Here is a 24,571-nt window from a genome sequence, read left to right as displayed (position 1 = left end):
AATCCAATATGACTTGAATTTATTCAAAATTCATTGTTTCTATGAAAAGACCTCTACTAACAATCCTGTATTTTTCCCTCCTCCTTATTATTGTCTGTACCCGGACGGCAAACGCCCAAACTTCCTATACGTGGAATGGCAGCGTATCGACCGACTGGAATACTCCCGCCAACTGGACCCCCAACGGGGTCCCCGGCGCAGTGGACAATGTGACCATTGTGACGGCCGGCAACAGCTGTCTGATGCCCGCCAGCGTGGGAATCTCCAATTTCAAACTGACCAGCGGCACCCTCGACATGGGCGGCTTTACCCTGACCATCGGCGGTAGCACGGCCACGTTCACGACCGGTACCGTACAGAATGGAACGGTTACCATCCCGGCGGCCAGCTCCACGACCTTTGGCAACGGACCCATCGTTATGAACTGTATCGTCACGATCAACTCGTCGGCCGTAACCATAAGGAATACGACCTTTCAGAAAGCACTCACCCTGACCAAAACCGGACCCAGCAACGACGCCAGCTCAGGCAACAATATCTTCAACGGCGTCACGACCATGACCAATGCCGGCGACGGCTACCTGCTGCTGGGAAACAACAACCCCGACCAGTTCAACGCCGCGGCGACCTTCAATAATAGCGGCAACTCCAATCTTTATGTCGCATACAATAGTTCGAATAACGTTTTTGGCGGAGTGACCACCTTTAACAACACGCCGGCTTCGAATACCGCGATCTATGTCGGTCAGAATTCCGCAGGGACCGTATTCAACGGGAATATCGTGGTCAGTTCGACCAGCGGAGCCGGCATCATCTTCGGCGGTAACGCGTCGGCGACGACTACGCTGGCGGCGACAAGAACGATCACGATCGGCGCGGGCGGATTTTCTTCCGGCAGTTTGAATCTGAGACAGTTTACACAGACCGGGCCAACGGCACAGAGTCTGTCGCTGACCGGCGGCGGAGCCGTTACGCTGGGGCCGTCCTCTTCTTTTGACGGAGATGTGACCGTCGTCAGCCCGACCATACTTTTGAACGGGACCGTTTTCAACGGGGTCACGAATTTTACCAAAACGGGTTCTACCGGCGACTGGAGCAGCGGCGGGAACGTCTTCAATGGCGTCTCTACCTTCACCAACAACGGAAGCAGCTATTTTCTTTTGGGCAACGTCAATCCCGATATCTGGAATAAAGACGTAACGTTCTCGGATAACGGATCCGAACGCCTTTTACCCTGCTGGGGCAGCACAGGCAACCAGTTCAACGGGAATATATATGTGAATACTTCCGGCAGCGCGACAGGGGTCCAGTTCTGCGGCGGGAATACGACCGCAACCGCGACGCTAGCCGCCACCAAAACTATCCAGGCCGGTACAGGAGGCCTGACCGCGGGCTACCTGTACCTGAAACAGTTCACACAGCTGGGGAGCGCCCCCGTCAACCTCGTAGGCTCGGGCACCTCTTCGCTGATCCTGGGACCTGGCAGCAGTTTTGGCGGGTCCTTTACCGCCACGGCGCCGGATATCTGGGCCCAGGGCGCCACCTATAACAGCCCGGCCGCTTTCAGCAAGACGGGCGGCTCGTCGAATCATAACAACCAGTATCAAAATATTTTCAACTCTACCTGTACCATCGACCAGCAGAGCAATACCGGCTATTTTATGCTGGGATATAACTCCAATGACCAGTTCAACGACAATATCATCGTCACCGCTTCCGGCAAAGGGGGCATCTATCTGGGTTGGCTGGGCGGCACAGGCACACCTACACTGGCAGCGGGCAAGACGATCCTCGTGGGCTCGTCCGGTTTCAGCGCCGGCTTTCTCTATCTGAATACGTTCACGCAGCTGGGTAGTGCGCCGATGAATCTCAATTTCACCGGGGCCAGTACCTATCTCGCCATTGCCCGGGCTTCGGTTATCGGCGGGGACATGACCACGAACACGCCCGACGTATATTTCAACGGCGCTACGTTCAATGGCCAGGTCAATGCAACGAAGACAGGGGCGGGTAACGACTACGGCGGCGGCGGAAATACCTTTCAGGGCAGCGCTGCATTTACCAATACGGGTACGGGCTCTCTGTTCTTCGGCAACGGCAACCCCGATGTCTTTAACGGCGATGCCGCCTTCACCAGCAACGGCGCCGGCAGTTATATCAGTGCCGGATTCAACTCCGCGGGAAATGCGTTCAACGGGAATATCATCGTCTCCAGTTCGGGCACCTCGGCCGGCATATACTTTGGTCAGAATACAGGATCGGCTGCGACCCTTGCGGCCGGAAAGACCATTTCGGTCGGCGCAGGCGGTTTCTCTTCCGGCCAGCTTGCTGCTGCGGCAGTTCACCCAGCTGGGTAATACGGCGATCGACCTCAGCCTGACGGGCGCTACGACCCTGTTACAGACGGGGCCTGCCTCTTCCTTTGGCGGAGATTTTACCGTCGTATCTCCGCGGATCCTGCTGAATACGACCAGCTTCTCCGGCGCAGCCACGCTGACCAAAACGGGAGCGACCGGCGAATGGTCCACAGGCGGCAATACTTTCAATGGGACGACCACGATCAACCAGCAGGGCGCCGGCTATTTTGGCTTTGCCAGCAGCTTTCCCGATATCTATAACGGAGACCTGTATGTCAATAACAACTCTACCGAGCGGGTCATTTTTGCGAACACCTCGACAGGTAATCAGTTCAACGGGAATATCATCCTCACGCAGGTGGGTACGTCCGTCGGTACCGCATTCGGCTGGAGCGCGACCAGTGACCTGACCATGGCGGCGGGAAAGACCATATCCATCGGCGCGGCTGGATTCAGCGCGGGCTATCTTCAGATCATGCGGTTTACCCAGCTGGGCAACACCCCGGTAAATCTTCCGCTGACGGGGACAACGGCGCTGTATTTTGGCCCGACGTCTACCATCGATGGCAATATGACCGCCACCAGCAGCAATCTGTTCTTCAACGGCTGTACGTTCAACGGCACCGTCACGGCAACAAAGACCGGCGCCGGCAATGACTACAGCAGCGGCGGCAATATATTCCAGGCCAGCACGACCCTCAACAACAGCGGATCGGGCATCCTGATCCTCGGCAACGGGAATCCCGACACCTGGAACAGCGACGTCACCTTCAACAGCAGCGGCTCTTCTTATATCGGCGTAGGCTGGAACTCCCCGGGAAATGCCTTCAACGGGAATATCACCGTCTCCAGCACCGGTACTTCGGTGGGAGTCTATTTCGACCAGAACAGCGCGTCCACGGCCGTGCAGGCCGCGGGCTATTCCATACAGACCGGGGCGGCCGGGTTCTCCACGGGTACGCTTTATATGAGGCAATTCACCCAGCTCGGTAACACCCCCACCAGCCTCAGTCTGACGGGGACCAATACACTACTGCAGACAGGTCCGTCTTCCTCTTTCGGCGGGGACTTTACCGCTGTGTCTCCCCGTATCCTTCTCAATACGACTACTTTTTCCGGCGTGACCGCGCTGACCAAGACGGGCGCTGCGGGGGAATGGTCTTTTGGCGGGAACACGTTCAATTCGACGACCACGATCAACCAGCAGGGCGGCGGCTATTTCGGCTTCGCCAATGGCGCACCGGATATTTATAATGGAGATCTGTACGTAAATAATAACTCTACCGAGCGCGTCATTTTCGGAAATTCCCCGACGGGTAACCAGTTCAACGGGAATATCATACTGACGCAAACCGGCTCTTCTGTCGGCATCGCCTTCGGCTGGAGCGCTGCTACCGATCTGACCATGGCGGCGGGAAAGACCATTTCGATCGGCGCAGCCGGATTCAGTACGGGCTATCTGCAGATCATGCGGTTTACTCAGCTCGGCAGTGTTCCCGTTAACCTTCCGCTGACAGGCACCAGTGCGCTGACCTTTGGGCCGACCTCGACGATCGGCGGCGACCTGACATCGACCAGCGCGTCGTTGTATTTCAACGGATGCACGTTCAACGGCGCCGTCAATTCGACGAAGAATGGTGCAACCAATGACTACAGCGCGGGGAACAATATATTCAACGGTCCGGCAGTCCTGACCGATCAGGGCTCGGGCTTTTTGCTGATGGGAAATGGCAACAGGGACCAGTTCATGTCCGCGGCGACCTTTAACAACCTGGGTACGAGTAATATTTTTGTGGCGTATAACAGTCCGAATAACGTTTTCGGCGGGGTGACCACGTTCAACAACAGCCCTACGGCCAACACGGGCATCACCGTCAGTCCGTATTCCTCCGGAACCGTCTTTAACGACAATATCGTCGCCACGTCGACAGCCGGCACCGGAGTCACGTTCTGTAATTCGTCGACCTCGGCATCGGCGACGCTGGCGGCCGGAAAGACTATCTCGATAGGCGCTGGCGGATTCTCTGCCGGAACTTTATTGCTGAGGCAGTTTACGCAGACGGGGCCTACGCCACAGTCACTGACTCTGACGGGTACAGCGAGCCTGTATTTTGGCCCTCTGGCGAACTTCGGCGGAAATCTGACCACGGTGAGCCCTACCCTTTTCTTCAACAGCAGCACCTTCAACGGAACGGTGACTTCCCTGAAGAATGGCACCAGCAGCGACCAGTGCCCGGGAAACAATCTCTTCAACGGTGCATTCACCATGACGAATACGGGTACGGGTTATTTCATGATGGGCAACGGCAATCCGGACACCTGGCAGTCCACGGCGGTCTTCAACAACCAGAGTCCGGCACAGCATATGTATGTCGCCTACAACAGTACAGGTAATGTCTTCAACGGCGACGTCAGTTTCAACAACAGCCCCGGTGCGAATAATCTGTGGATCTATCCCAACGCCTATGGGATCAGCACCCAGTACAATGGCAATGTCATCGTCAACAATGTCAACGGCGGCGGTATATATTTTGGCAACGGAACAGGAACGTCGGTTCTTTCCAGCGGGAAAACGATCAGCGTGGGATCGGGTGGATTCAATTCCGGTGGCTTGGTCTTCCGGAGTTTTACACAGTCGGGCAACACCGCGCAGAATATCACTACCACGGGTACCAGCTATATCCAGTATGGGAACAGCGCCTCCTTCGATGCATCGCTGACCTCGTCGAGCCCAGGTCTGTTCTTCCAGAACAGCACCTTCAACGGTACCGTCAACTGCACAAAAACGGGCTCCAGCAGCGACCAGAGCTACGGGAACAACATATTTAACGGCGCGGCCACCTTTACCAACAACGGGACCGGTTATCTCCTGATGACCAACAACGCGGGCGACTTCTATAACAACGACGTGAACTTCGTCCAGAGTAATACCGGTCTGGTCTATCCGAACTATAACAATACCAGCAACTATGCGGGCAGCATCAGCGTCACGAGCCCCTCAGCGTCCGCGATAACGTTCGGTGCGGGCAACGGTACGGCTGTAATGACGGGCTCGGGGGTTCAGAATATGAATGCCACAGCGGGTACGCCGATCCCTGTATTTGCCCGGCTGGTCGTCGCCAATACCGGCGGCGGCGTTACCCTCAACACGACCTCGATCAACGTCTCGAAGAGCCTCGTGCTGACCTCGGGTCTGCTGAATACTACTACGGCGCGTATCCTGACCATGCTGAACGGTTCGGTAACCGCACCCGGCGACGCGCTTTCGACGAGCTATGTCAACGGTCCGATGCGCTACCAGAAATCGACCTCGGGCGCGACAACGCTGAACTTTCCGATAGGCACGGCGCCGGACTGCCGGCCCGTGGTGCTCACGGTCAGTCACAGCAACGGCACACTGTATACGTATCAGGCGCAGTTGTTCAATGCCAGCGCAAAACTGCTGAGCTATTCGCTCCCGCCGACCGTAGACCACGTATCCGACGTACACTATTATACGATCGGAAGGACCGACGCTGCGGGCGCCAACCAGCCCAACGCGGGCCTCAGCGGCAACCAGACCATCCAGATCTTTTTGGATACAATGACTGGGTGACCGACGGCGGCTCGCTCACCGTCGTGAAGAACACCTATACCGCAACGACCAGCTGGATAGACATCGGTGGTACGGGCGGGCCGGCATACAGCGCGGGTTCGATGCTTACCGGAAGCATCACCTCCATGTCGGGTCCTTCACCCTTCAATTCCTTCTCGACATTTGCGCTTGGCAACAAGGCGGGTGGCATGAACATACTCCCTGTCGGCCTCCTCTATTTCAACGCAATTGCCAACAACGGGCGGACCGACCTTTCATGGGCTACAAGCTCCGAGGCCAACAACGCCTGGTTTACGGTGGAGAGGAGTAAGGACGGCGTAAGCTATGAGGACGTGACAAAGCAGGCCACGAAGGCGATAGACGGCAACAGCGACGCGGAGCTGGACTACACGGCGATCGACGCGAAGCCCTACGGCGGGACCAGCTTCTACCGGTTGAAACAGACCGATAAGGACGGAAAGGAAACCTATTCACCCGTGCGTGTCGTAAACTTTGACGCGGCCGCCCGTCTCTCCGTCTATCCCAACCCGACAAGGGGACAGGTATTCGTAAATGGTCTGGGCGCCGGTCTCGGCAGCGTGAGGACAGAATGGTATGACGCGGGCGGCAAGCTGCTGTTGCAGGAGACTGCGCCGGTGGCGGGCGGTCTGGCGACACTCAACCCCCGTCTCAGCAGCGGTATGTATATGCTGAAGATCACCACGGCCGATGGACATATCAGCATCCATCAGGTGATCGTTATGAAGTAATCGCTGTAACTATGATATCCTGGTTGTCCGGCTGCAGCAGCTGGTGGCCTGTGGGGAGAAGCTGGAGATGGCATTGATCTTCGATGCCGTTTCTGAAGCGTTCTCCCCTTTTTGCTATTATGATACGGTCATAGCGGCCGTAGATAAGGAATACGGGGATCTTGCGTTCGCGTATGGTGCTGCGGAGCTGCCCCAGGTCCGGCCGGAAACCCCGCATGGTTGTCCATCGGGCGTAGAGCTCGTGGCGGACCTTTTCGTCGTCGATGTAGCGGCGGGTGAATTTATAAATACCCGGGTTGACCCATTTGAATTTATTTGCAGCGCGCAGCCAGCCGAAGAGCCAGTGGGGATGGTCCATAGTGAAGCGGAAGAGCGATCTGCCCGGCCGGCTCTGGGTGGCCAGCCAGTACCAGGGATTCATGGTGAGGCCGTCGGGTGCCAGAAGGACGAGACGGCCGATCTTGTCCGGGATCATCCGGAGAAGGTGCAGGGCGATACGGCCGCCCATGCTGTATCCGAGCACTGTCCAGGGGGAGCCGTCTGCAGCAAGGCCCCGCGTTACCTCTTCCAGCATTGCAACGAGGTCGCGCGGATCAAAATAGAACCCGTCCTTCCAGACAGTCTCGCCGTGGAAGGGGAAGTCGATCGCCAGCAGCGTGTAGCCGTCACCGAGGGCGGCTTCGAGGAAGGCAAAGGATTCCGCCGATTCGCCATAGCCATGCAGACAGATGAGCAGCCGGCTGCCGCCTCCTCCGACGGAGTAGTGTATCTTCGAGTCCTTCAGCTGATAATAGCCATGCTGCATATCCCGGGTTTCCCGGCTAATCTACGGACTCCTGGCCGGTCGTCCAAAAGGCGAAGCCCGTCATTCTTTTTGGATCGCCCTCGCGGAGACCTCCCCCTCATCGGACACCAGCTGCACGAAGTACTGACCACCGGACAGGCCCGACAGATTCAGGGGGATCGGCTCGGGACGACGAAGTGACGGAGACGGCGCGCTGCATCAGCGATTTACCGTTGGCGTCGACCACCCGCAGCTGGAGCCGGGTATTCTTTTCTGCCAGTATCTCGATATTCCATGTCGATCCCGTGGCCCTGTAAAGCTTTCCGATCTTCCAGTTGGTGGCGATATTCATAACGGTGGCGATCACCGAATAGTGGTCCGTCTCTCCGTGCTCCGTGACTTTTATCCGGTAAAAACTTTTTCCGGCAAGCGGCTGCGCATCCGACCAGGTATAGTTGTGCGCTGTCGCGGCGCCGACGGCCGGCACCGAAGCGATATCATCGAAAGAACTGCCGTCACCGCTGCGCTGAACGATAAAGACGGGAGCCCCCGTCTGGTCCATTCCGGTCCAGCTCAGGACAACTTTCTGCTGTTGCTTCACTGCGTTGAAGGCGGTCAGCGTAATGGGCAGGGGAGCGCCGAACAGAACATTGTTCATGACGTCCCTCGCCGCTTCGAACAGCACCTGGTGACCGGCATTGTTCACGTGGATATTATCTCCGGCGCTATAAATTGGGTTGATGTTCAGCGAATCGGCGGCGACGATCGGATTGTAGAAATTGATCGCATAAACGCCGAAACGGTTCATGATCGAGTCCCGTTCAACTTTCAGCAGCTGTTTCTGCGCGGTGGTATACCCCGTCCTCGGCTGTGTGGTGGTTATAAAAGCGATCTTGCCGGCAGCGATCACCGTGTTATAGATGATCTGGAGGTTTTCCATGCTCTGTGCCAGTGTATAGCCATTTCCGACATCGTTGTTGGCGTAGTTGACGATGACGATATCCGTGGGGCGGCCAAAAGCGAAGCGGGAGTTCAGAGCGCCGTCCACGTCATAGTCGGGATTGTGCTCCAGTCCGTCGGGAATGGTATAGCTGGTGGGAAGACCGCTGTAAGTGGTAGTCCCGGGTCTGCCCAGATTGTACAGACTGTCGATATACCCTGTGGCCTGATAGTATCGGGTCAGTATGCTTGCCCAGGCGTTGACGGGAGGTTGACTCGAACCTGGCGGGGTTGTAGGCGTTGAACCTACTCCTGCCATTGTTGATGAGCCCATACCGGCGAAGATCTTGTGTTGCGAATAAGCAGGCGCGACTGGGAGTACCCAGCATAAGAGGATGAGGAGGTGACGCATAAATGGTCATTTTAGGGGTGTGGAACCGATAGCAATTAAGATACCTGGAGGGGCGGAGGCAGAATTTTATAAGATAGGACTTCGGTGAAAGAGAGTATGGAAAGTTACGAAAAAGCCCAAAGGATAACAAAATGCCCCGATTTAATTTGGATTAAATCTTGTAATTATCGCCGCAAATCCTTAACTTTATTTAGTTGTTTAACTAACTGTATGCCAAACAACCAATTTAAGAAAGGGGAGCTCTATAGTTTTATCACCGGTAAAGCGTCGACGGCGATTGCGCGGAATTTGCAGAAAAAGTTCAATACGGCCGGTTTGAAGATAACCATTGAGCAGTGGAGCGTGCTGTATCATTTGTGGAAGGAGGATGGCAAAAGTCAGCAGGAATTGTGTAATGCGACGTTCAGGGACAAGCCCAGCATTACCCGGCTGGTGGACAATCTGGAGAAGCTGCAGCTGGTCAGACGCGTGCCCTCGGACGACGACCGGAGGATCAACCTGATCTTTCTGACGCGACAGGCGCAGCGGCTGCAGGAAGAGACGATGCAGCTGGCGGAGGCTACGCTGAACGAGGCGCTGGAAGGGGTGCCTGCGGATCGTATAGATATTTGTAAGGAAGTGTTGCAACTTGTTTATGACAATTTGAGATAAGCCTAACCAATAAAACTATTATCTATGAGCACGTCTACCGAAAAAAAGCAGGCTCTCAAGGGGGCCGAATGGCTGATAAAGGAAAGCTCTCCTTTCGAAACGTTCATCCCGGAAGATTTCAACGAAGAGCAGCAGATGGTGAAGGATATGTGTAACTCGTTTCTGGACAGCGAGGTATTGCCGGTCATCGACCGTATTGACAAGCTGGAGCCGGGACTGATGCCTTCGCTGATACAGAAGGCGGGCGATCAGGGCCTGCTCGGCGCCGCTGTCCCGGAGGAATACGGCGGACTGGGAAAGGATTTTATCACGGCTACCCTGGTCAATGAGGGGCTGGGTGGCGGTTTCTCTTTTTCAGTCGGCGTTTCGGCGCATACGGGCATCGGAACCCTGCCGATACTTTATTTCGGAACTCCCGAACAGAAGAAGAAATATATTCCAAAGCTGGCCACGGGCGAGTGGAAGGGTTCCTATGGTCTGACCGAGCCCAACAGCGGTAGCGACGCGCTCGGAGCGAAGACGACGGCCAGGCTCTCCGCGGATGGCAAGTACTACCTGCTCAACGGCCAGAAATGCTGGATCACCAATGGCGGGTTTGCCGATATCTATACCGTATTCGCAAAGATCGACGGGGACAAATTCTCAGCCTTTATAGTGGAGCGTGGCTTTGAGGGATTTACGCAGGGTCCGGAAGAGCACAAGATGGGGATCAAGGGATCGTCGACGGTTCAGCTGTATTTCCAGGACTGCAAGGTGCCCGCGGAGAATCTGCTGGGCGAGATCGGAAAGGGGCATATCATCGCTTTTAATATCTTGAACATCGGAAGGCTAAAGCTCTGTGCCGCGGCTCTGGGCGGAGCCAAACGGGCTGCGACTACGTCCATCGAATATGCAAAGACGCGCGAGCAGTTCAAAACCCCGATCGCAAATTTCGGAGCCATCAAGAACAAGATTGCTGAAATGGCGATCCAAATATGGACTTCGGAGAGCGCGTTGTACCGCACGACAAAGTGGATCGACGATAAAGAGGTCGGTCTGGCGGCCGAAGGCAAACCGTTCAACGAAGCGGTGCTGGGCGCCGCGGAGGAATACGCGATCGAATGCGCCATTCTGAAGGTATTTGGCAGCGAAATGCTGGACTTCGTGGTCGACGAAGGGGTTCAGATCCATGGCGGCAATGGGTTCAGCGACGAATATATCATCTCGAAGGCCTATCGGGACAGCCGGATCAACCGGATCTATGAAGGTACCAACGAGATCAACCGGTTGCTTACGGTCGATATGGTACTCAAGAGGGCAATGAAAGGAAGGCTGGACATTATGGGAGCCGCGATGGCGGTCTCGAAAGAGCTGATGAGTATTCCGGATTTTGGTCCCGGCGAAGAAACGCCGTTTTCCAAAGAAAAAAGATCGTACAGAACTTTAAAAGGCTATTTTGCTGACCGCCGGGGCTGCCGCTCAAAAGTTGATGATGAAGCTGGAGCAGGAGCAGGAGGTGCTGATGCATATCGCTGATATGGCCATCCGGACCTTTGTCGCGGAGAGCGCGCTGTTGAGAGCCTGGAAGCTGGCAGACCAGCGGGGAGAGTCGGGAGCGGCTTTTGAGCTGGACATTATGCGCACCTGGCTGTATGACGCGGCGGACAGCATCAACAAATCCGGCAAGGACGCTATCAACGCTTTTGCGGACGGCGACGAACAACGGATGATGCTGCTGGGCCTGAAACGGTTTACAAAGGTCGAGCCGTTCAACAGCAAGGAAGCAAAACGAAGGATTGCAGACAAATTGATCAACGATAACAGGTATCCGCTGTAGGATATCCCGGGTTACACATGAGGAAAGAAAGGCCACACCGGAGTTTCCGGGCGTGGCTTTTCCGTTTTTGGCTATATTTGGCCATGCGTAAGATATGCTTGTGTGTCCTTCTGCTGGCGGCCTTCCGCACCGGCCATTCGCAGGACAGTATCTGGCTTGCCCGGACGACGGGACAGCTGCCTTTTATGGAATATGGCATCGGCGACGACCGGCTCGGCGGGGCGAAAATGGGCTTTCTGGATTCAAATGTACTCGTGAGGGTCGTGGACAGCAATGGGACGGACTATAAGATCCGTCTTTCCAGCCAGCACTACGCCTATATTGCCAAAAGCAGCGTGGTGAGGCAGGCAAAGATATCGGGGCGGCTGCCGGCACACAATCCCCATCTCAGCGGAAGCATCAGGGTCTTTGGCGACACGGCTTCGGACTATGTCCTGGTAAGCCTCGACGACAGACTCCCCTACCGCGGCACACAGCTGCTGGATCCCTCGAGGGTGGCGGTCGATATCTTCGGAGTGACCAGCAATACCAACTGGATCACCCAGCTGCGTTCGGCAAAGGAGATCAAAAATACCTGGTACGAGCAGGTGGAAGACGACGTGCTGCGCGTTTACATCCAGCTGAAGCATACGCAGCACTGGGGCTACGCGCTTTCATACGACAGTTCCGGCAGGCGGCTCGTCATCCGGATCAGGAGGCAGCCGGCAGTACTGGATATCCGCAAGCTCAGGATTGCCGTCGACGCCGGACATGGCGGGGACAATTCCGGCGCCAGCGGTGTGACCAGCAAAATACTGGAGAAGAACTATACCCTGCTGATCGCCGAACAGCTGCGCAGGACACTGAAGCTGGCCGGGGTCACGAATTTGTTCATGACCCGCACGAAGGATACTTCGCTGAGTATGCCCGAACGGATAGAGATGCTGAAACAGTACGACCCGCACCTGCTGGTCAGTATCCATCTGAATTCCGCGGGCCAGGACACGGTGCGCGGCACGAGCACCTACTACCGGTATATCGGTTTCCGGCCGCTGAGCGAGGCGGTTATGACGAGGATGCTGAGTCTGGGACTGAAGGAATTCGGCAATGTAGGCAATTTCAATTTTTCGCTCAGCGGTCCTACCGACTACCCGAACGTCCTGGTAGAGGTGGCCTTCCTCAGCAATCCCGAAGACGAGAAGAAAAATACTTAGTCCCAAATTTCAGAAAGCGGTGGCGCAGAAGATCTATCTCGGCATCGTGGACTGGCTCAAAAAAATAGCGAACAAGCCATGAACGGATATCTGATGCAGGAGAAGCAGTGGACGCCAGGCGAGGACCTTTTTATAGAAAGTTTTGCGCCGGAGAACCGCTATGGGGTCGTGTTCGAGGACGACGGTGAATCGGCCTATTTTTATGCGGTGGAAAAGGACGGGGACGGATCGGGGTTGCGGATTCTTGACGCGCTGCATATTCATCAGCGGGAAGAGGATGCCCTGGATTCGCCAGCCGGCGGGGGTCGCCCCCTGCTGATCGTCTGGTCGAAGGACTGGCTGAAATGCGCGCTCGTCATCGACGGATTCGCCCACGCGCTGTTCGACTTCGAAGCGCAGGGCGGCTATAATATCAACGAGTTCCCACCACCCAATGAGTTCTGGACGAAGGGAGACCGCAAGCTCACGGATGAGTTGATCAGGAAATTCTTTTAACCACTTATTTTTCGGCCGGGCCGCAGACGGGGCCTCCCCGTCGCCGCACCTACTTCAGCAGCGCTGCCGCCGCCTCGTCGACAAACCAGTGCAGGTCGCCGCTGACCGGCTTTATCTCCTGCGACGGATAGAGGTCCGGGTTGTAGGCCCCTTTCAGCACTTCCTTCAGGGCGTGGGCCTTTCCGGGCCCTGTCGTCAGGAAAGCGATATGAGCAGCCTTGTTGACGATAGTCTTTGTGAGGGTGATACGGGACATGTCCTGCGCGGGCAGCCAGAACGCCTTTGCCCAGGCTTTCTCCTCGTGTACGATCCGGCAATCCCGGGAAGAGAGAGGGTATGACCGTCATCACCCATTCCCAGCAATACCAGGTCGAAGCTATTGGGTAGCGTGGCTGCGCCGGGAATGGAATCGAAATACTGGTGAAGGATCTTTTCGTATTCTGCCGCGGACTCGTCGGGGCCGATATCCGTTCGCATCACGTGGATCTGTGAAGCGGGAACGGTGACGAAATTGAGCAGGGTCTCGTAGGCCATTTTGGCGTTGTTGCGGTCGTCTTCGAAAGGGACGGCACGCTCGTCTCCCCAGAAGATATGCATTTTTGACCAGTCGATCTGGTCCTTGTATGGCGCAGCCGCCAGCAGCTTGTGCAGCGCCCTGGGGGTGCTGCCACCGGACAGGGCGATGGTGAACCGGTCTCTTTTTTCAGCGTAGTACTGATAAGGTCTGTTATCCACCGGGCTGCCGCCTGGCTGAGCTGGCCGGCATCCGCGTATACATGTAGTTCCATGTTATGAGATTAAAAAGAGCGAGCCATTTCTGGCCCGCTCTCTGTTATTTTATTGCGCCGGGGTGACGGTGATCCAGTTGTGTCCGTCCCTTGCGATCAGGGCTTCCGCGTCTTCGGGACCCCACGCATCGGGCGTGTAATTGGGGAAGTCTACAGGAGGGCGGCTTTCCCAGGTCTCGAGTATCGGCATGACGATCTTCCAGGCGGCTTCCACCTGGTCGGCGCGCATGAACAGCGTCGGGTTGCCTTCCATGACGTCGAGCAGCAGCGTCTCGTAGGCTTCCGGCTCGTGCCTGGAGTCAGAGTTGAAGACCATGTCCACGGGGTCCAGATTCATGGACTGACCCGGGCGTTTCGCCTGAAATCTGAGTCTGACCTCCATTTCGGGCTGAATGCTGATGGTCAGTCGGTTGGCACGCCAGGTCTCTGCTGCTTCCGGGGGAAGGCATAGCTGGGGGCCGTCTTGAACTGAATGGTGATATTGGTCGTCTTCTGATTCATGCGCTTGCCGGTGCGGACATAGAACGGCACGCCCTGCCAGCGCCAGTTGTCGATATAGAATTTGACGGCGGCGAAAGTTTCGACGGGAGAAGTGGGATTGACGCTTTTCTCCTGTTTGTAGCCGGGAACCTTCTGGCCCTTCATCCAGCCTTCGGCGTACTGTCCGCGGACCGCCACCTGATTGACGTCTTCCTTGCTGATCTTGCGGATGGCGTTGAGGACGTCTACCTTCTTATTACGGATCTCGTTGGCTTCGAATGAGACGGGGGCTTCCATCGCCACCATACACATCAGCTGGAGGATATGGTTCTGCACCATGTCGCGAAGGGCGCCGGAGCTCTCGTAGTAGCCGCCGCGGCCTTCCACGCCAACCGTTTCAGCCGCTGTGATCTGTACCGACTCGATATAGTTGCGGTTCCAGATGGGTTCGAAGAGCGCATTGGCAAACCTGAGGGACAGGATATTCTGTACCGACTCCTTACCGAGGTAGTGGTCGATGCGGTAGATCTGTTCTTCCTTGAACATGCTGGTGAGCAGCTGGTTCAGCTCGTGTGCGCTCTTGAGGTCGTGCCCAAACGGTTTTTCGATCACGATACGCGTGGTAGCCGTCTCGGAGCAGGTCTTGAGCGCGCCAAGCTTCTTGGCGATATCGGGCATCAGCTGGGGCGCCACGGAGAGATAGAAGAGGACGTTGGGGTGCTCGCCTATTTCTGATTCCTTTGCCTTGATGACGTCCATGATCTTGTCATAGCTGGCGTCCTTTTCCGCGTCCATCTGGAGATAGCTGACGTGCTGGGAAAAATCGGCCCAGTGGCCGTTGGGCTCATCTCCTTTACGGCGGCTGAACTGGTTGATCCCGTCCCAGAGACGTTTGCGGTATTCTTCGTCGCTGTAAGGTGTGCGGCCGATGCCGACGATGCCGAATTTTTCGGGCATCCACTCGTCAATGAACAGGTTGTATAAGGCGGGTGAAAGCTTTCTGAAGTTTAAATCGCCACTGCCCCCGAAAATAAAGATCAGGGATGCGGGTGGCCTTTTGTGATTTTGCATATACTGTCTATTGTGTCAATTACTTATTCCATTCCGTATGGAAGATGCCGGGCTCGTCGATGCGCTGATAGGTATGCGCGCCGAAATAGTCCCGCTGGGCCTGTATGAGATTGGTCGGCATACGTTCGCTGCGGTAGGCGTCGAAATAGCTGAGCGCCGCCATCAGGCCTGCCACGGGGCAGCCCATATGGATGGCGTGGATGATGACGTTCCGCATATTTTGTTTCTTGCCCTGCAGCAGCTGTGCGATCTCGCCTTCCAGCAGCAGATTGGAGAGCTGCGGGTTCTTCTCGTAGGCTTTGAAAAAGACTTCGAGCAGGGAAGACCGGATGATACATCCTCCGCGCCATACCTTGACCACTTCCTGCATCGGGATCTCCATAGCCAGTTCTTTCGACGCGACGTGCAGCATCGCCAGGCCCTGGGCATAGCTGATGATGGTGGCGAAGAAGAGGGCATCCTGCACCTGCTGGATAAAGACCTCTCTGGGGACGGGGATATCCGTGGAAGGCGTTTTGTAGATAGCGGCTGCCTGGGTTCTTTCATCCTTGTAGGCGGAGAGCTCGCGCATACAGACCGCCATATCGATCACGGGTATGGGAATGCCCAGGTCCATAGCGTCCTGGGAGGTCCATTTGCCCGTGCCTTTGGCGCCGGCTTTGTCGAGGATCATGTCTACGAGGCGGTTGCCCGTCTTGTCGTCATTCTTGAGGAAGATATCGCGGGTGATCTCGACGAGGAAGGACTGCAGGTCGCCGTCGTTCCAGTTCTTATAGATCTTGTGCAGTTCGTCGTTGTCCAGACCCAGTCCGCGGTGCAGCAGGTCGTAGGTTTCGCTGATCAGCTGCATGATGGCGTATTCGATGCCATTGTGCACCATTTTTACATAGTGACCGGCCGCGCCCTTTCCGAGGTGGGCGACACAGGGGACGCCGTTGACTTTTGCCGCCACGGCCTCCAGCAGGGGCTTGACGTGCTGATACGCTTCGGGGTCACCGCCGGGCATGATGCTGGGGCCTGTGCGGGCGCCCTGTTCACCGCCGGAGATACCGACTCCCATAAAGTGAAAGCCTTTTTCTTCCATGAACTTTACGCGGCGCAGTGTATCCGTATAGTGAGAGTTACCGCCGTCGATGACGATATCTCCTTTTTCGAGAAGGGGTAAAAGACTGTTGATAACATCGTCTACCGGCTTGCCGGCGGGAACGAGCATCATCATCCTGCGAGGTTTTTCAAGTACCTGGATCATTTCCGCGAGCGTATTTACTCCTTTCACCGTAGTGTTGGATGTTGCGGAAGTTTCCAGTGTTGCTGTCTTCTGTGCATCCAGGTCAAAGCCGACAACGGGGAAACCATGGTCCGCCATATTAAGCAGTAGGTTACGCCCCATAACGCCGAGGCCGATCATGCCGAATTTAAAAGAATTGTTTGCCATGATTGAATTATGAGGGCCTAAATTTAGGTAATTTATGCATCCCAAACACGTCCGGGGGCTGACAAGCCGTTGTTGGAGAGACACAAACGGTAAAAGATACAATAAAATAATGTCGGGAAATGCCTAAAAATAAAAAGCGCTCCGGGTGGAGCGCTCTGCAAAATTTTTAGTTGTCTTATTTCTATTTCACTTCGCCGGGATGCGGGTTTCCGCGGTGGCACGTAATGCAGCTGATCGCGGGAATAACGTCGCCTTTCTCGTCTTTATTAAAGCTAAAATATTTCTTATTGATCTTCCCGGTCATCTTATACATGCTGCGGGCGATATTTTTTCCGGTTTGGCGTCGCTGGCAAAATCCAGACGATGGCTGGTGCTGTCCGCCGACGGGGCGTGGCAGAACCCGCATTTTACACCCAGCGCCTGGCACCAGCCGTCCATCACTTTTTTCAGGTCGTCATGGCTGATATCCTTGGGCAGAACCTTGAAATTGTGCTTGGGTTTTTCGTCCTGCGAGCGGAAGGCGGACAGACCGGTGAGCACGAGGGCGAAAAGGGACAGGGAAATGATGAGTTTTTTGCGATGCAACATATTCGGAATTTTGGTCCCCCAATTTAGGGAAAGCAGTTAGAAATCCACAGAATATTTGACAATATTTTGACAATCGGACTAAACAAAGGTAGTCCGGCCGCACTGCAGCTACCCGCATCGGTGATCGGTGACCGTATGGGCCGCGTCCCGTAACTTTGCGGCCGAAATGAAAAATATGGAAGAGGACCTTTTGAAAAGGGGGCATATTCTGCTGATGGCGGTTTGCACCGGACTGATCGTAGCCAACATTTATTATTGTCAGCCGCTGCTGGTATTGATCAGCAAGTCATTCGGGATACCGGAGAGTAAGGGTGGCCGGATAACATTTTTGACTCAGGCGGGTTATGCGCTGGGGCTATTGTTCTTTGTGCCGCTGGGGGACAAGCTCGAGCGTCGGGGACAGATCGTCTGGATGGCGGGTTTCGCGGTTGCGGCGCTGATCCTGGCGGCGGTATCCCCCAATTTACTGACGATGGAGATCGCATGCGTGCTGATCGGAGCTACTTCTGTCATACCGCAGCTGATCCTGCCCATGGCGGCGCATCTGGCATCTCCCAGCCGGACGGGCAAGGTGATCGGCTCCATCATGAGCGGGTTGCTGGTCGGGATCCTGCTGTCGCGGACGCTGAGCGGCTTTGTCGGGGCCTGGCTCGGCTGGCGCGGGATGTTCTGGGTGGCGGCGGGCATTAGTCTGTGTCTGCTGCTGATCATGCGGTATACGTTTCCGGTGAGCAGACCGAATTTCAGCGGATCCTATGGCTCCCTGATGCGGACCCTGCTGACCCTGATAAAGGAGCAGCCTGTTTTGCGGGAGGCGGCGGTGATCAATGCGCTGGGTTTTGCGACGTTTGGGATGTTTTGGACCACGCTGACCTTTCATCTTTCCGGGTCGCCTTTTAATTTCCGCAGCGATCTGATCGGACTTTTTGGGCTGGCGGCCGCGGCGGGTGCGCTGGCGGCGCCGCTGGTCGGAGGCTCGGCCGACAAGAGGAATCCGAGGATAACCATCGGGTACGGGCTCGGGTTGTTGTTGTTTTCCTTTATTCTGTTGTATATATGGGCGGACTACGTGACCGGTATGGTCGCGGGTATCGTCCTGCTGGATCTGGCGATGCAGTGTATCCACGTCTCGAACCAGAGCAGGGTCTACGCGCTGAACCCTGGTGCGCGCAACCGCCTTAATACAGTATACATGACCGTGAGTTTCACGGGGACCTCGCTGGGCTCGGCGCTTGGTGTCGTGGCTCGGGACATGGCCAAATGGCCGGGGGTTTGTGTAGCGGGGATGGTGCTGACCGCGGCGGCATTTGCAGTTTATGGGCTCACTTACAGGAGGGCGACGGGGCCGCTGGTGAACTAATTTGGAGTGGCCTTAACAACTGGTCCGGAGCGGCCTGAGCAGCAAATTGGGACCGGCCTTAACAAATTAATAATTGATCCGATGCCTGATTTGACCATTTTAGCTATGGTTTTTTCACGAATTTGGACTATCTTTGCGGAGTAAATTTGAGCTGATAAGTAATTGAATGATCGTTTCCGCTATTAACTCTCCGGCAATTGTTAGTCGTCTTTACTCTCTGCTTTTTTACTCAGATTATTGCTCTTTAATTTTTTTTAACCAGTTATTAGTTAGTATGAACATTTACATTTCGAATTTAAGTTTTAACGTTACGGACGAAGACTTACAGGATTATTTTGCAGAATACGGTGAGGTTTCTTCTGCTAAGGTTATTATGGACAAGTTCACTGGCAAGTCCCGCGGGTTTGCATTCGTGGAAATGCCCGATGACGAAGCAGCAAAGAAGGCTATCCAGGAACTGGACGGCGCATCAGTTGACGGCAGAACAATCGGCGTATCCGTAGCCAAGCCCCGCGAAGATCGTGGTGCAGGTGGCAACAAAGGTGGTGGATCTTTCCAGCGCCGTGGAAACAACAACTACAGCAACAGCCGTTACTAAGTCAATCTTTTTGTAAGATATCAGGACCCTTTCGATGAGATGGGGTCCTTTTTTGTTTTTAGAGAAGTCCCGCGGTTCACGTCGGGGCCAACCCCGTCTGGGTTCACTTACGCCGCACGTTGCAGCGTCAGAGCCACAGTCGTGCATGTCTCCGCACTATCATAGTCGATGCTGATGGTCGCGCCGATCTTCTCAGCCGCATGCTGCACCTGCCTAAAACAGTTGGCGCAGCTCCGGTAGAAATAGATCCCGGCATTCCTAACCCGGATCATGACGCTCCCGCCGAGATCAACCGATTCGATAGTGATACATTCATTCTGCGTACAGTCGACGACCTTGTCGAGAAGGTTCCAGAGTACGAAAGCCAGCATGTTTTCGTCCGAACCGACTTCGATATTTCTATCTATTTGATTAATAATGAGAGTTTTGCGACTTACGGCTCGTGGTAGAAGGCCCGTCATCAACTCGTCTACAAAGCGATGGAGGGATATAGTGGTGGTCAGGTCAGTAGCCATTATTGATACAGGATTTTATTAAGGGGGCTTTTAAGGGCTATAACGTTTTACTGTGTAAATGTAACGCAGTAGGTCATTACTTTATGAGTGGGGATCAAATTATTTTCGATTTATTCCTGGACCGGACATGGTCTGGTTCAGACATTGGAGGTTTTATGGTGAAAAATTATTTTTTTGCTATTTTTTACCGTAAATCAAGCAGGTTATGAATTTAATAGGAAACCTTATATGGCTGCTCTTCGGCGGTTTTGCCGCTGCACTCGGATATGTCGTCGGAGGGCTTTTGCTCTGCCTGACCATCGTCGGAATACCGTTCGGTCTTCAGTGCTTTAAAATAGCCGGACTTGTCCTCTGGCCTTTTGGCCGTCAGGTCGTTTCTACGGGGAGCAGCACCGGCTGTTTCTCTATTATCTTCAACATCATCTGGCTGCTCTGCGGGGGACTGTATACGGCAGTTGTTCACTTGTTCTTTGCGGCGCTGCTGTTCATCACCATCATCGGGATACCCTTTGCCCGTCAGCATCTCAAGTTGGTGGAGCTGTCCCTGATGCCCTTCGGAAAGCAGGTCATCTAGAACGAGTATCGCCGGACCCGGGCTCGTTTGCGTTGCGCCAGTCCCAGTTCGTCCGCCATTCCCGGGCCGTCCGCCATTCCCGGGCCCTCCGTGTCAATCCCGGACCAACCGGAAAAAATTGGAGCCTGCAGCTTTCGCCCAGGCTCCTGTATATATAGAGTATTCCTGATGTTTTACCTCCAGTGTCCGCGGTTCCAGTGATAACCCCGGTCGGTGTGATCCCAGTGACCACGTTCCCATCTGCGGCCTCCGCGCGGGCGGCTCCAGTAGCCATTACGCCAGGTATATCTTCCGCCGGTCCAAACCCAGTCCCCGTCAATCCAGACATATTCGGCGCCGGGCGCCGTGGGCCGGGTATAATAAACATCCGCCGGCTGGGACTCCACATAGCCATCCACCGCACAGCCGGTAGCCGCAAGGGAGCCTATTATTGCTATGGTTATCAATAACTTTTGCATAACTGTAGATTTGATGTGTTAAGGCAGCGGTGTCTCCACCGGTACCGGCATTACTAAGGCGAAATGCATGCCATCGACTTCCGGAGGTCAAAATCAGGAGTTTTAACGATTTGCCGAGGTGGGATTTCCCCAATACGAAACCGTGTTACGGCACAAATTGGTAGCTTTGCAGTCCATCCTCTATGAAAGGATGTATTTATCATGAGTGAAACTAAGACAGTCCCGTCCCAGACCTTGACCGCGAAAGATTTTGCTACAGACCAGGAGGTCCGCTGGTGTCCGGGATGCGGGGATTATTCCATCCTCGCACAGGTACAGAAAGTAATGCCTTCGCTGGGGATCCCCAGGGAGAATATTGTAATTATATCAGGGATCGGATGCAGCAGCCGTTTTCCCTACTATATGAACACCTACGGAATGCACTCGATCCATGGCCGGGCTACGGCGATCGCGTCGGGATTGAAGGCAACGCGTCCCGAGCTGTCCGTTTGGGTAGTGACCGGCGACGGAGACAGCCTCTCCATCGGCGGCAACCACACCATCCATTTGCTGAGGCGGAATTTCGACATCAATATTCTGTTGTTCAACAACCAGATCTACGGACTGACCAAGGGACAGTATTCACCTACATCGGAAGAACGGAAGGTCACCAAGTCGACGCCCTACGGAAGCCTGGACCATCCCTTCAATCCGCTGGCGCTGGCCATGGGCGCGGATGCCAGCTTTGTAGCCCGCAGCATGGACAGGGACCCCAAACACCTGCAGCAAATGCTGCTTCGCAGTCACGGACACCGCGGGGCTTCCTTCCTCGAGATCTATCAGAACTGTAATATATTCAATGACGGCGCCTTCGAGGTCTTTACCGAGAAGGGTACCGAGCCCGTGGAGACGCTGATGGTCGAACAAGGCAAGCCGCTCGTATTTGGCGCACAGCGTGAGAAAGGGATCAGACTGGATGGATTTCGTCCCGTCGTCGTCGAACTGGGCCAGGGTTTCAGCGAAAGCGATCTTTGGATCCACGACGAAAAGGATTTTTACAAGGCTCAGGCCCTGGTCCGGATGTTCGACGATCCGCGGATCGAAGGACACCTGCCAAGACCATTCGGCGTATTTTATGAAACGGACAGACCCTGCTACGAAGACATGCTCAATCTTCAGGTCGAGGAAGTGATCCTCAGCAAGGGGAAGGGCGATCTGGACAAACTGTTGCGGGGGAACGAGACCTGGACGATCGCCTAGCGAAGGCTCCGCCCGGCGACGGTTCCGTCTCGCGATGGTTCCGTCTCGCGACGCGCGTGAACCACAACGGCCAGCGGTAGGTTCGTGAACTACGATATTAAAAATAACAACTCCCGGCCATTGGTCGGGAGTTTCTGTAAAGAAAGAGGTCAGCTCGACAGGATTGAGCCGCCTCTTTTTTTGGTTTTTTCACAGTGAAGTTATTTTTCTGTTTCCCGTATCGGTGCGCTGGACGGGACTTCAAACAAAAGAGCCAGCGATAGACATCGCCGGCCTGTGCTTACCTCTGAAACCACAAAAAGAAAAAGTTCGAAATATTTTTCATTGCGAATTGTTCGCTAGTTACTATGAATGGTCATACCGGATATCCGGCACTGTTAGATTGTGCTCAATGAGTCCTCAGGATCGGGTAAAATTTGGTTTTGACGGACAATTGGGGATCGTGTCGATTTAAAAGGGTAACAACGGGATTATAACAGAACAGGGGATAGGGAAGTAAACAATACGAAGGATTTTAACCTCATATGTTTGGACTGAACCCGGATATCTATGGAATTGGAGTCTTCGGATGGAAATTGGACGGTCGGAATTGAGGAAATTGGATTCGGATGAGCTTTTGGTGGCTGTCCGTAATCAAGACGATTATTCAGAGTGTGTAAGCGCGGTAAAAGTAAAGACAGTTTTGTTAAAAAGCAATATTTTTTTCCAATTTTTCTACGCCCAGGCGGCAATACCCCTCCACTCCGCGAATACGGACCGTTAAAACCCTTACTGAATAAGGGTTTCGAGCTCTCTGTCGGCCGCTTTGAAGGTTTTTTCTTTTTTCGGTTGAACCACCATTCCGGCGCCGTCCGCTTCATAAGGGTGTCGATGTTGCGCATGCCCATCAGGTACCAGATACCCTTCAATTTCCCGGTGAAAGAGGTCTGCAGCGCGCGGAGGCTCATTGCAAAACCGCTGTCCAGATATTCCATATGGTGCCAGTAGCCGGCGGGCATAAAGAGGGTGTCGCCGTGTTCCAGTATAACCTCGTATCCCCGGGCCAGCCGGAGGGCGGGATATTTTTCGAGTTCCAGCTTGTTCTGGTTCTCGTCGAAATAGTTCTCAAAATTGACAAAACTCAATACCTCCCATGGCTTGCGGTACAGCTTGTGCTGCTCTTCAAACGGGAAAAGCAGGACCCTTTTCCTTCCAACAAATTGCGTATGAACGATATGGGAGAGGTCGATGTCAAAGTGCATATGGGTTACGGAGCCTTTTCCGCCCACAAAAAGCATGGGGTAGCGTTTGACAAATCCTTTCATCAGATGCTCCGGCCATTCGAAGTCCCTGGTCAGCTTCGGGGGCGTGGTCGAAAATATTAAAAAGGAAGATCCGCCACTTGCGCGGGGCCTTTCCGGACCATATCGATATATTCGCCGAACTTCATATAATCGTCCGCCGTATTGATGGGGGTATATGCGTCGCTCTTAATGTTGTTGTAAACGCCTACATTGACGTCTCCTACGATCGACTTGAAGTAGTCCCAGGTCCAGTTCCGGTAGGCCGGCCATTCTTTGGAGATCCCCCGTATCACGAGGGGCTTCATGGGAGAATAATAGTTATCCCTGAAGTCTTCCGCGCTGATGCTGTCCACCCTGTCTACCGCTTGTAATAGCATTCGTTAAAAGAAGATTTGGACAAATTTAAGACTAATTCTATGTTAAGGAAATGTTAGCCATCAGTGGCAACCGATTTGCAGCAATTTTTTAATACCTCCGACTGGACGCAGTCAAAGACTTCAGCGGTATTGAGGCAAAAAATTACCTTCCTACCCATTTTTTGCCGAAATTCACGTTTATGCTTTTACATCTCCATCCGGAAAACCCACAGCCCAGGAACATAAAGACCATAGTGGAATGTCTGCTCGACGGCGGGGTCATCATCTACCCTACGGATACCATCTATGGACTTGGTTGTGATATCTTTCAGCACAAGGCGGTTGAACGGATCTGCCGGATCAAGCAGGTGGACCCGGCCAAAGCCCAGCTGTCCTTTGTTTGCTACGACCTCAGCGACCTTAGTAACTATACCAAGAGCATCTCCACCCCCCTCTACAGGATGCTAAAGACCTATCTGCCAGGGGCTTACACCTTTATCCTGCCCGCCAGCAAGCAAGTGCCCAAAATACTGAAAAGCAAGAAGGATACCATCGGTCTCCGCGTTCCGGACAATATCATTACCCGAAGCCTGGTCCGGGAGCTGGGACATCCCATACTTAGCTCCTCCCTGCCGGGGGAAATGGTAGAGGAATACACCGATCCCGATATGATCCACGATAAATTTGAGAAGCTGGTGGATATCGTGGTGGACGGAGGCATCGGGGGTATCCTGCCTTCAACTATTGTGGATTGTACCGGGGACGAACCCATCGTCGTCAGAAAAGGACTGGGCCCATGGCCGGAAGTAGAGGCGGCCTAAGGAGCCGCGTCGGC

At 54.5% G+C, this 24,571-nt stretch carries 26 protein-coding genes; 13 read left to right on the top strand and 13 right to left on the bottom strand.

Annotated elements, in window-relative coordinates; all coding sequences use genetic code 11:
* The first annotated feature begins 41 nt into the window (after positions 1 to 41).
* The 3 genes from ACQ86N_RS44005 to ACQ86N_RS43995 are packed head-to-tail and all read left to right on the top strand — an operon-like array spanning position 42 to position 6,701.
* Positions 42 to 2,357, top strand: a complete 2,316-nt coding sequence (locus tag ACQ86N_RS44005; RefSeq protein WP_431212585.1) for a beta strand repeat-containing protein — start codon at positions 42 to 44, stop codon at positions 2,355 to 2,357.
* Entirely contained in the window at positions 2,272 to 5,952 is a 3,681-nt protein-coding gene (locus tag ACQ86N_RS44000) for a beta strand repeat-containing protein (protein WP_431212584.1), read from the top strand. Before ACQ86N_RS44005 ends, ACQ86N_RS44000 begins: the two co-directional genes overlap by 86 nt.
* Positions 5,949 to 6,701, top strand: coding sequence for a T9SS type A sorting domain-containing protein (locus ACQ86N_RS43995; RefSeq protein ID WP_431212583.1), 753 nt, complete (start codon positions 5,949 to 5,951; stop codon positions 6,699 to 6,701). Before ACQ86N_RS44000 ends, ACQ86N_RS43995 begins: the two co-directional genes overlap by 4 nt.
* On the opposite strand, the gene ACQ86N_RS43990 is transcribed toward ACQ86N_RS43995, so the two are convergent.
* Both ACQ86N_RS43990 and ACQ86N_RS43985 read right to left on the bottom strand, forming a co-directional pair.
* Positions 6,691 to 7,506 carry an alpha/beta fold hydrolase gene (locus tag ACQ86N_RS43990; RefSeq protein WP_431212582.1) on the bottom strand — a complete coding sequence of 272 codons (816 nt, stop codon included), beginning with the start codon at positions 7,504 to 7,506 and terminating at the stop codon, positions 6,691 to 6,693. The two genes, ACQ86N_RS43995 and ACQ86N_RS43990, sit on opposite strands and share 11 nt — an antisense overlap.
* A gap of 97 nt (positions 7,507 to 7,603) precedes the next feature.
* A complete protein-coding gene (locus ACQ86N_RS43985; protein WP_431212581.1) occupies positions 7,604 to 8,836 on the bottom strand; it encodes an SGNH/GDSL hydrolase family protein in 1,233 nt (410 codons plus the stop codon).
* A 210-nt stretch (positions 8,837 to 9,046) separates the two neighbouring features.
* Between ACQ86N_RS43985 and ACQ86N_RS43980 the strand changes: the two genes are divergently transcribed.
* From ACQ86N_RS43980 to ACQ86N_RS43960, 5 genes are all read left to right on the top strand, one after another.
* Positions 9,047 to 9,487 (top strand): MarR family winged helix-turn-helix transcriptional regulator, encoded by a 441-nt coding sequence (locus tag ACQ86N_RS43980; protein ID WP_431212580.1) that lies wholly within the window; start codon positions 9,047 to 9,049, stop codon positions 9,485 to 9,487.
* 24 nt (positions 9,488 to 9,511) lie between these two features.
* The gene (locus ACQ86N_RS43975) at positions 9,512 to 11,002 is read left to right on the top strand and encodes an acyl-CoA dehydrogenase family protein (protein WP_431212579.1); all 1,491 of its coding nucleotides are present in this window, start codon (positions 9,512 to 9,514) and stop codon (positions 11,000 to 11,002) included.
* Positions 10,956 to 11,303 carry a hypothetical protein gene (locus tag ACQ86N_RS43970; RefSeq protein ID WP_431212578.1) on the top strand — a complete coding sequence of 116 codons (348 nt, stop codon included), beginning with the start codon at positions 10,956 to 10,958 and terminating at the stop codon, positions 11,301 to 11,303. The genes ACQ86N_RS43975 and ACQ86N_RS43970 overlap by 47 nt, the downstream gene beginning before the upstream one ends.
* Before the next feature lie 83 nt (positions 11,304 to 11,386).
* Entirely contained in the window at positions 11,387 to 12,496 is a 1,110-nt protein-coding gene (locus ACQ86N_RS43965; RefSeq protein WP_431212577.1) for an N-acetylmuramoyl-L-alanine amidase, read from the top strand.
* Between the two features lie 78 nt (positions 12,497 to 12,574).
* Entirely contained in the window at positions 12,575 to 12,991 is a 417-nt protein-coding gene (locus ACQ86N_RS43960; protein WP_431212576.1) for a DUF2251 domain-containing protein, read from the top strand.
* Between the two features lie 49 nt (positions 12,992 to 13,040).
* On the opposite strand, the gene ACQ86N_RS43955 is transcribed toward ACQ86N_RS43960, so the two are convergent.
* From ACQ86N_RS43955 to ACQ86N_RS43925, 7 genes are all read right to left on the bottom strand, one after another.
* Positions 13,041 to 13,247 carry a 6-phosphogluconolactonase gene (locus ACQ86N_RS43955; protein WP_431212575.1) on the bottom strand — a complete coding sequence of 69 codons (207 nt, stop codon included), beginning with the start codon at positions 13,245 to 13,247 and terminating at the stop codon, positions 13,041 to 13,043.
* On the bottom strand, positions 13,187 to 13,726 hold the full coding sequence (pgl, locus tag ACQ86N_RS43950) for a 6-phosphogluconolactonase (protein WP_431212574.1): 540 nt from the start codon (positions 13,724 to 13,726) through the stop codon (positions 13,187 to 13,189). Before pgl ends, ACQ86N_RS43955 begins: the two co-directional genes overlap by 61 nt.
* A 102-nt stretch (positions 13,727 to 13,828) precedes the next feature.
* On the bottom strand, positions 13,829 to 14,161 hold the full coding sequence (locus ACQ86N_RS43945) for a hypothetical protein (RefSeq protein WP_431212573.1): 333 nt from the start codon (positions 14,159 to 14,161) through the stop codon (positions 13,829 to 13,831).
* Between the two features lie 20 nt (positions 14,162 to 14,181).
* Entirely contained in the window at positions 14,182 to 15,330 is a 1,149-nt protein-coding gene (gene zwf / locus ACQ86N_RS43940; RefSeq protein WP_431212572.1) for a glucose-6-phosphate dehydrogenase, read from the bottom strand.
* Positions 15,331 to 15,349: 19 nt separating this feature from the next.
* The gene (gene gndA, locus ACQ86N_RS43935; protein WP_431212571.1) at positions 15,350 to 16,765 is read right to left on the bottom strand and encodes an NADP-dependent phosphogluconate dehydrogenase; all 1,416 of its coding nucleotides are present in this window, start codon (positions 16,763 to 16,765) and stop codon (positions 15,350 to 15,352) included.
* Positions 16,766 to 16,946: 181 nt separating this feature from the next.
* Positions 16,947 to 17,078 carry a hypothetical protein gene (locus ACQ86N_RS43930; protein WP_431212570.1) on the bottom strand — a complete coding sequence of 44 codons (132 nt, stop codon included), beginning with the start codon at positions 17,076 to 17,078 and terminating at the stop codon, positions 16,947 to 16,949.
* Complete coding sequence (locus tag ACQ86N_RS43925; RefSeq protein ID WP_431212569.1) at positions 17,066 to 17,353, bottom strand: hypothetical protein; 288 nt, start codon at positions 17,351 to 17,353, stop codon at positions 17,066 to 17,068. The genes ACQ86N_RS43930 and ACQ86N_RS43925 overlap by 13 nt, the downstream gene beginning before the upstream one ends.
* 175 nt (positions 17,354 to 17,528) lie before the next feature.
* Between ACQ86N_RS43925 and ACQ86N_RS43920 the strand changes: the two genes are divergently transcribed.
* Together ACQ86N_RS43920 and ACQ86N_RS43915 are read left to right on the top strand one after the other, a co-directional pair.
* Positions 17,529 to 18,713: an MFS transporter gene (locus tag ACQ86N_RS43920; protein ID WP_431212568.1), complete on the top strand. Its 1,185-nt coding sequence runs from the start codon at positions 17,529 to 17,531 to the stop codon at positions 18,711 to 18,713.
* Between the two features lie 274 nt (positions 18,714 to 18,987).
* Positions 18,988 to 19,311 (top strand): RNA recognition motif domain-containing protein, encoded by a 324-nt coding sequence (locus ACQ86N_RS43915; RefSeq protein ID WP_431212567.1) that lies wholly within the window; start codon positions 18,988 to 18,990, stop codon positions 19,309 to 19,311.
* Positions 19,312 to 19,418: 107 nt separating this feature from the next.
* Here the strand turns inward: ACQ86N_RS43915 and ACQ86N_RS43910 are convergent, their stop codons facing one another.
* Positions 19,419 to 19,682, bottom strand: a complete 264-nt coding sequence (locus tag ACQ86N_RS43910; RefSeq protein WP_431212566.1) for a hypothetical protein — start codon at positions 19,680 to 19,682, stop codon at positions 19,419 to 19,421.
* Between the two features lie 349 nt (positions 19,683 to 20,031).
* Here ACQ86N_RS43910 and ACQ86N_RS43905 point away from each other — a divergent pair, with 349 nt between their 5' ends.
* Positions 20,032 to 20,400, top strand: coding sequence for a YccF domain-containing protein (locus tag ACQ86N_RS43905; RefSeq protein WP_431212565.1), 369 nt, complete (start codon positions 20,032 to 20,034; stop codon positions 20,398 to 20,400).
* Positions 20,401 to 20,573: 173 nt separating this feature from the next.
* Here ACQ86N_RS43905 and ACQ86N_RS43900 read toward each other — a convergent pair whose 3' ends face one another.
* Positions 20,574 to 20,858 (bottom strand): hypothetical protein, encoded by a 285-nt coding sequence (locus ACQ86N_RS43900; protein WP_431212564.1) that lies wholly within the window; start codon positions 20,856 to 20,858, stop codon positions 20,574 to 20,576.
* Positions 20,859 to 21,059: 201 nt separating this feature from the next.
* Between ACQ86N_RS43900 and ACQ86N_RS43895 the strand changes: the two genes are divergently transcribed.
* A complete protein-coding gene (locus ACQ86N_RS43895; protein WP_431212563.1) occupies positions 21,060 to 22,097 on the top strand; it encodes a 2-oxoacid:ferredoxin oxidoreductase subunit beta in 1,038 nt (345 codons plus the stop codon).
* A gap of 470 nt (positions 22,098 to 22,567) precedes the next feature.
* On the opposite strand, the gene ACQ86N_RS43890 is transcribed toward ACQ86N_RS43895, so the two are convergent.
* Both ACQ86N_RS43890 and ACQ86N_RS43885 read right to left on the bottom strand, forming a co-directional pair.
* On the bottom strand, positions 22,568 to 23,401 hold the full coding sequence (locus ACQ86N_RS43890) for a cupin-like domain-containing protein (protein WP_431212562.1): 834 nt from the start codon (positions 23,399 to 23,401) through the stop codon (positions 22,568 to 22,570).
* A 56-nt stretch (positions 23,402 to 23,457) separates the two neighbouring features.
* Entirely contained in the window at positions 23,458 to 23,757 is a 300-nt protein-coding gene (locus ACQ86N_RS43885) for a cupin-like domain-containing protein (RefSeq protein WP_431212561.1), read from the bottom strand.
* Between the two features lie 179 nt (positions 23,758 to 23,936).
* Between ACQ86N_RS43885 and ACQ86N_RS43880 the strand changes: the two genes are divergently transcribed.
* Positions 23,937 to 24,557, top strand: a complete 621-nt coding sequence (locus ACQ86N_RS43880; RefSeq protein WP_431212560.1) for an L-threonylcarbamoyladenylate synthase — start codon at positions 23,937 to 23,939, stop codon at positions 24,555 to 24,557.
* The last annotated feature ends 14 nt before the right edge of the window (positions 24,558 to 24,571 follow it).

The sequence above is a fragment of the Puia sp. P3 genome, assembly GCF_050632245.1.
GTDB lineage: Bacteria > Bacteroidota > Bacteroidia > Chitinophagales > Chitinophagaceae > Puia.
Note: the sequence above shows the minus strand (reverse complement) of the source record. Positions and strands in the feature narration are given on the sequence as shown.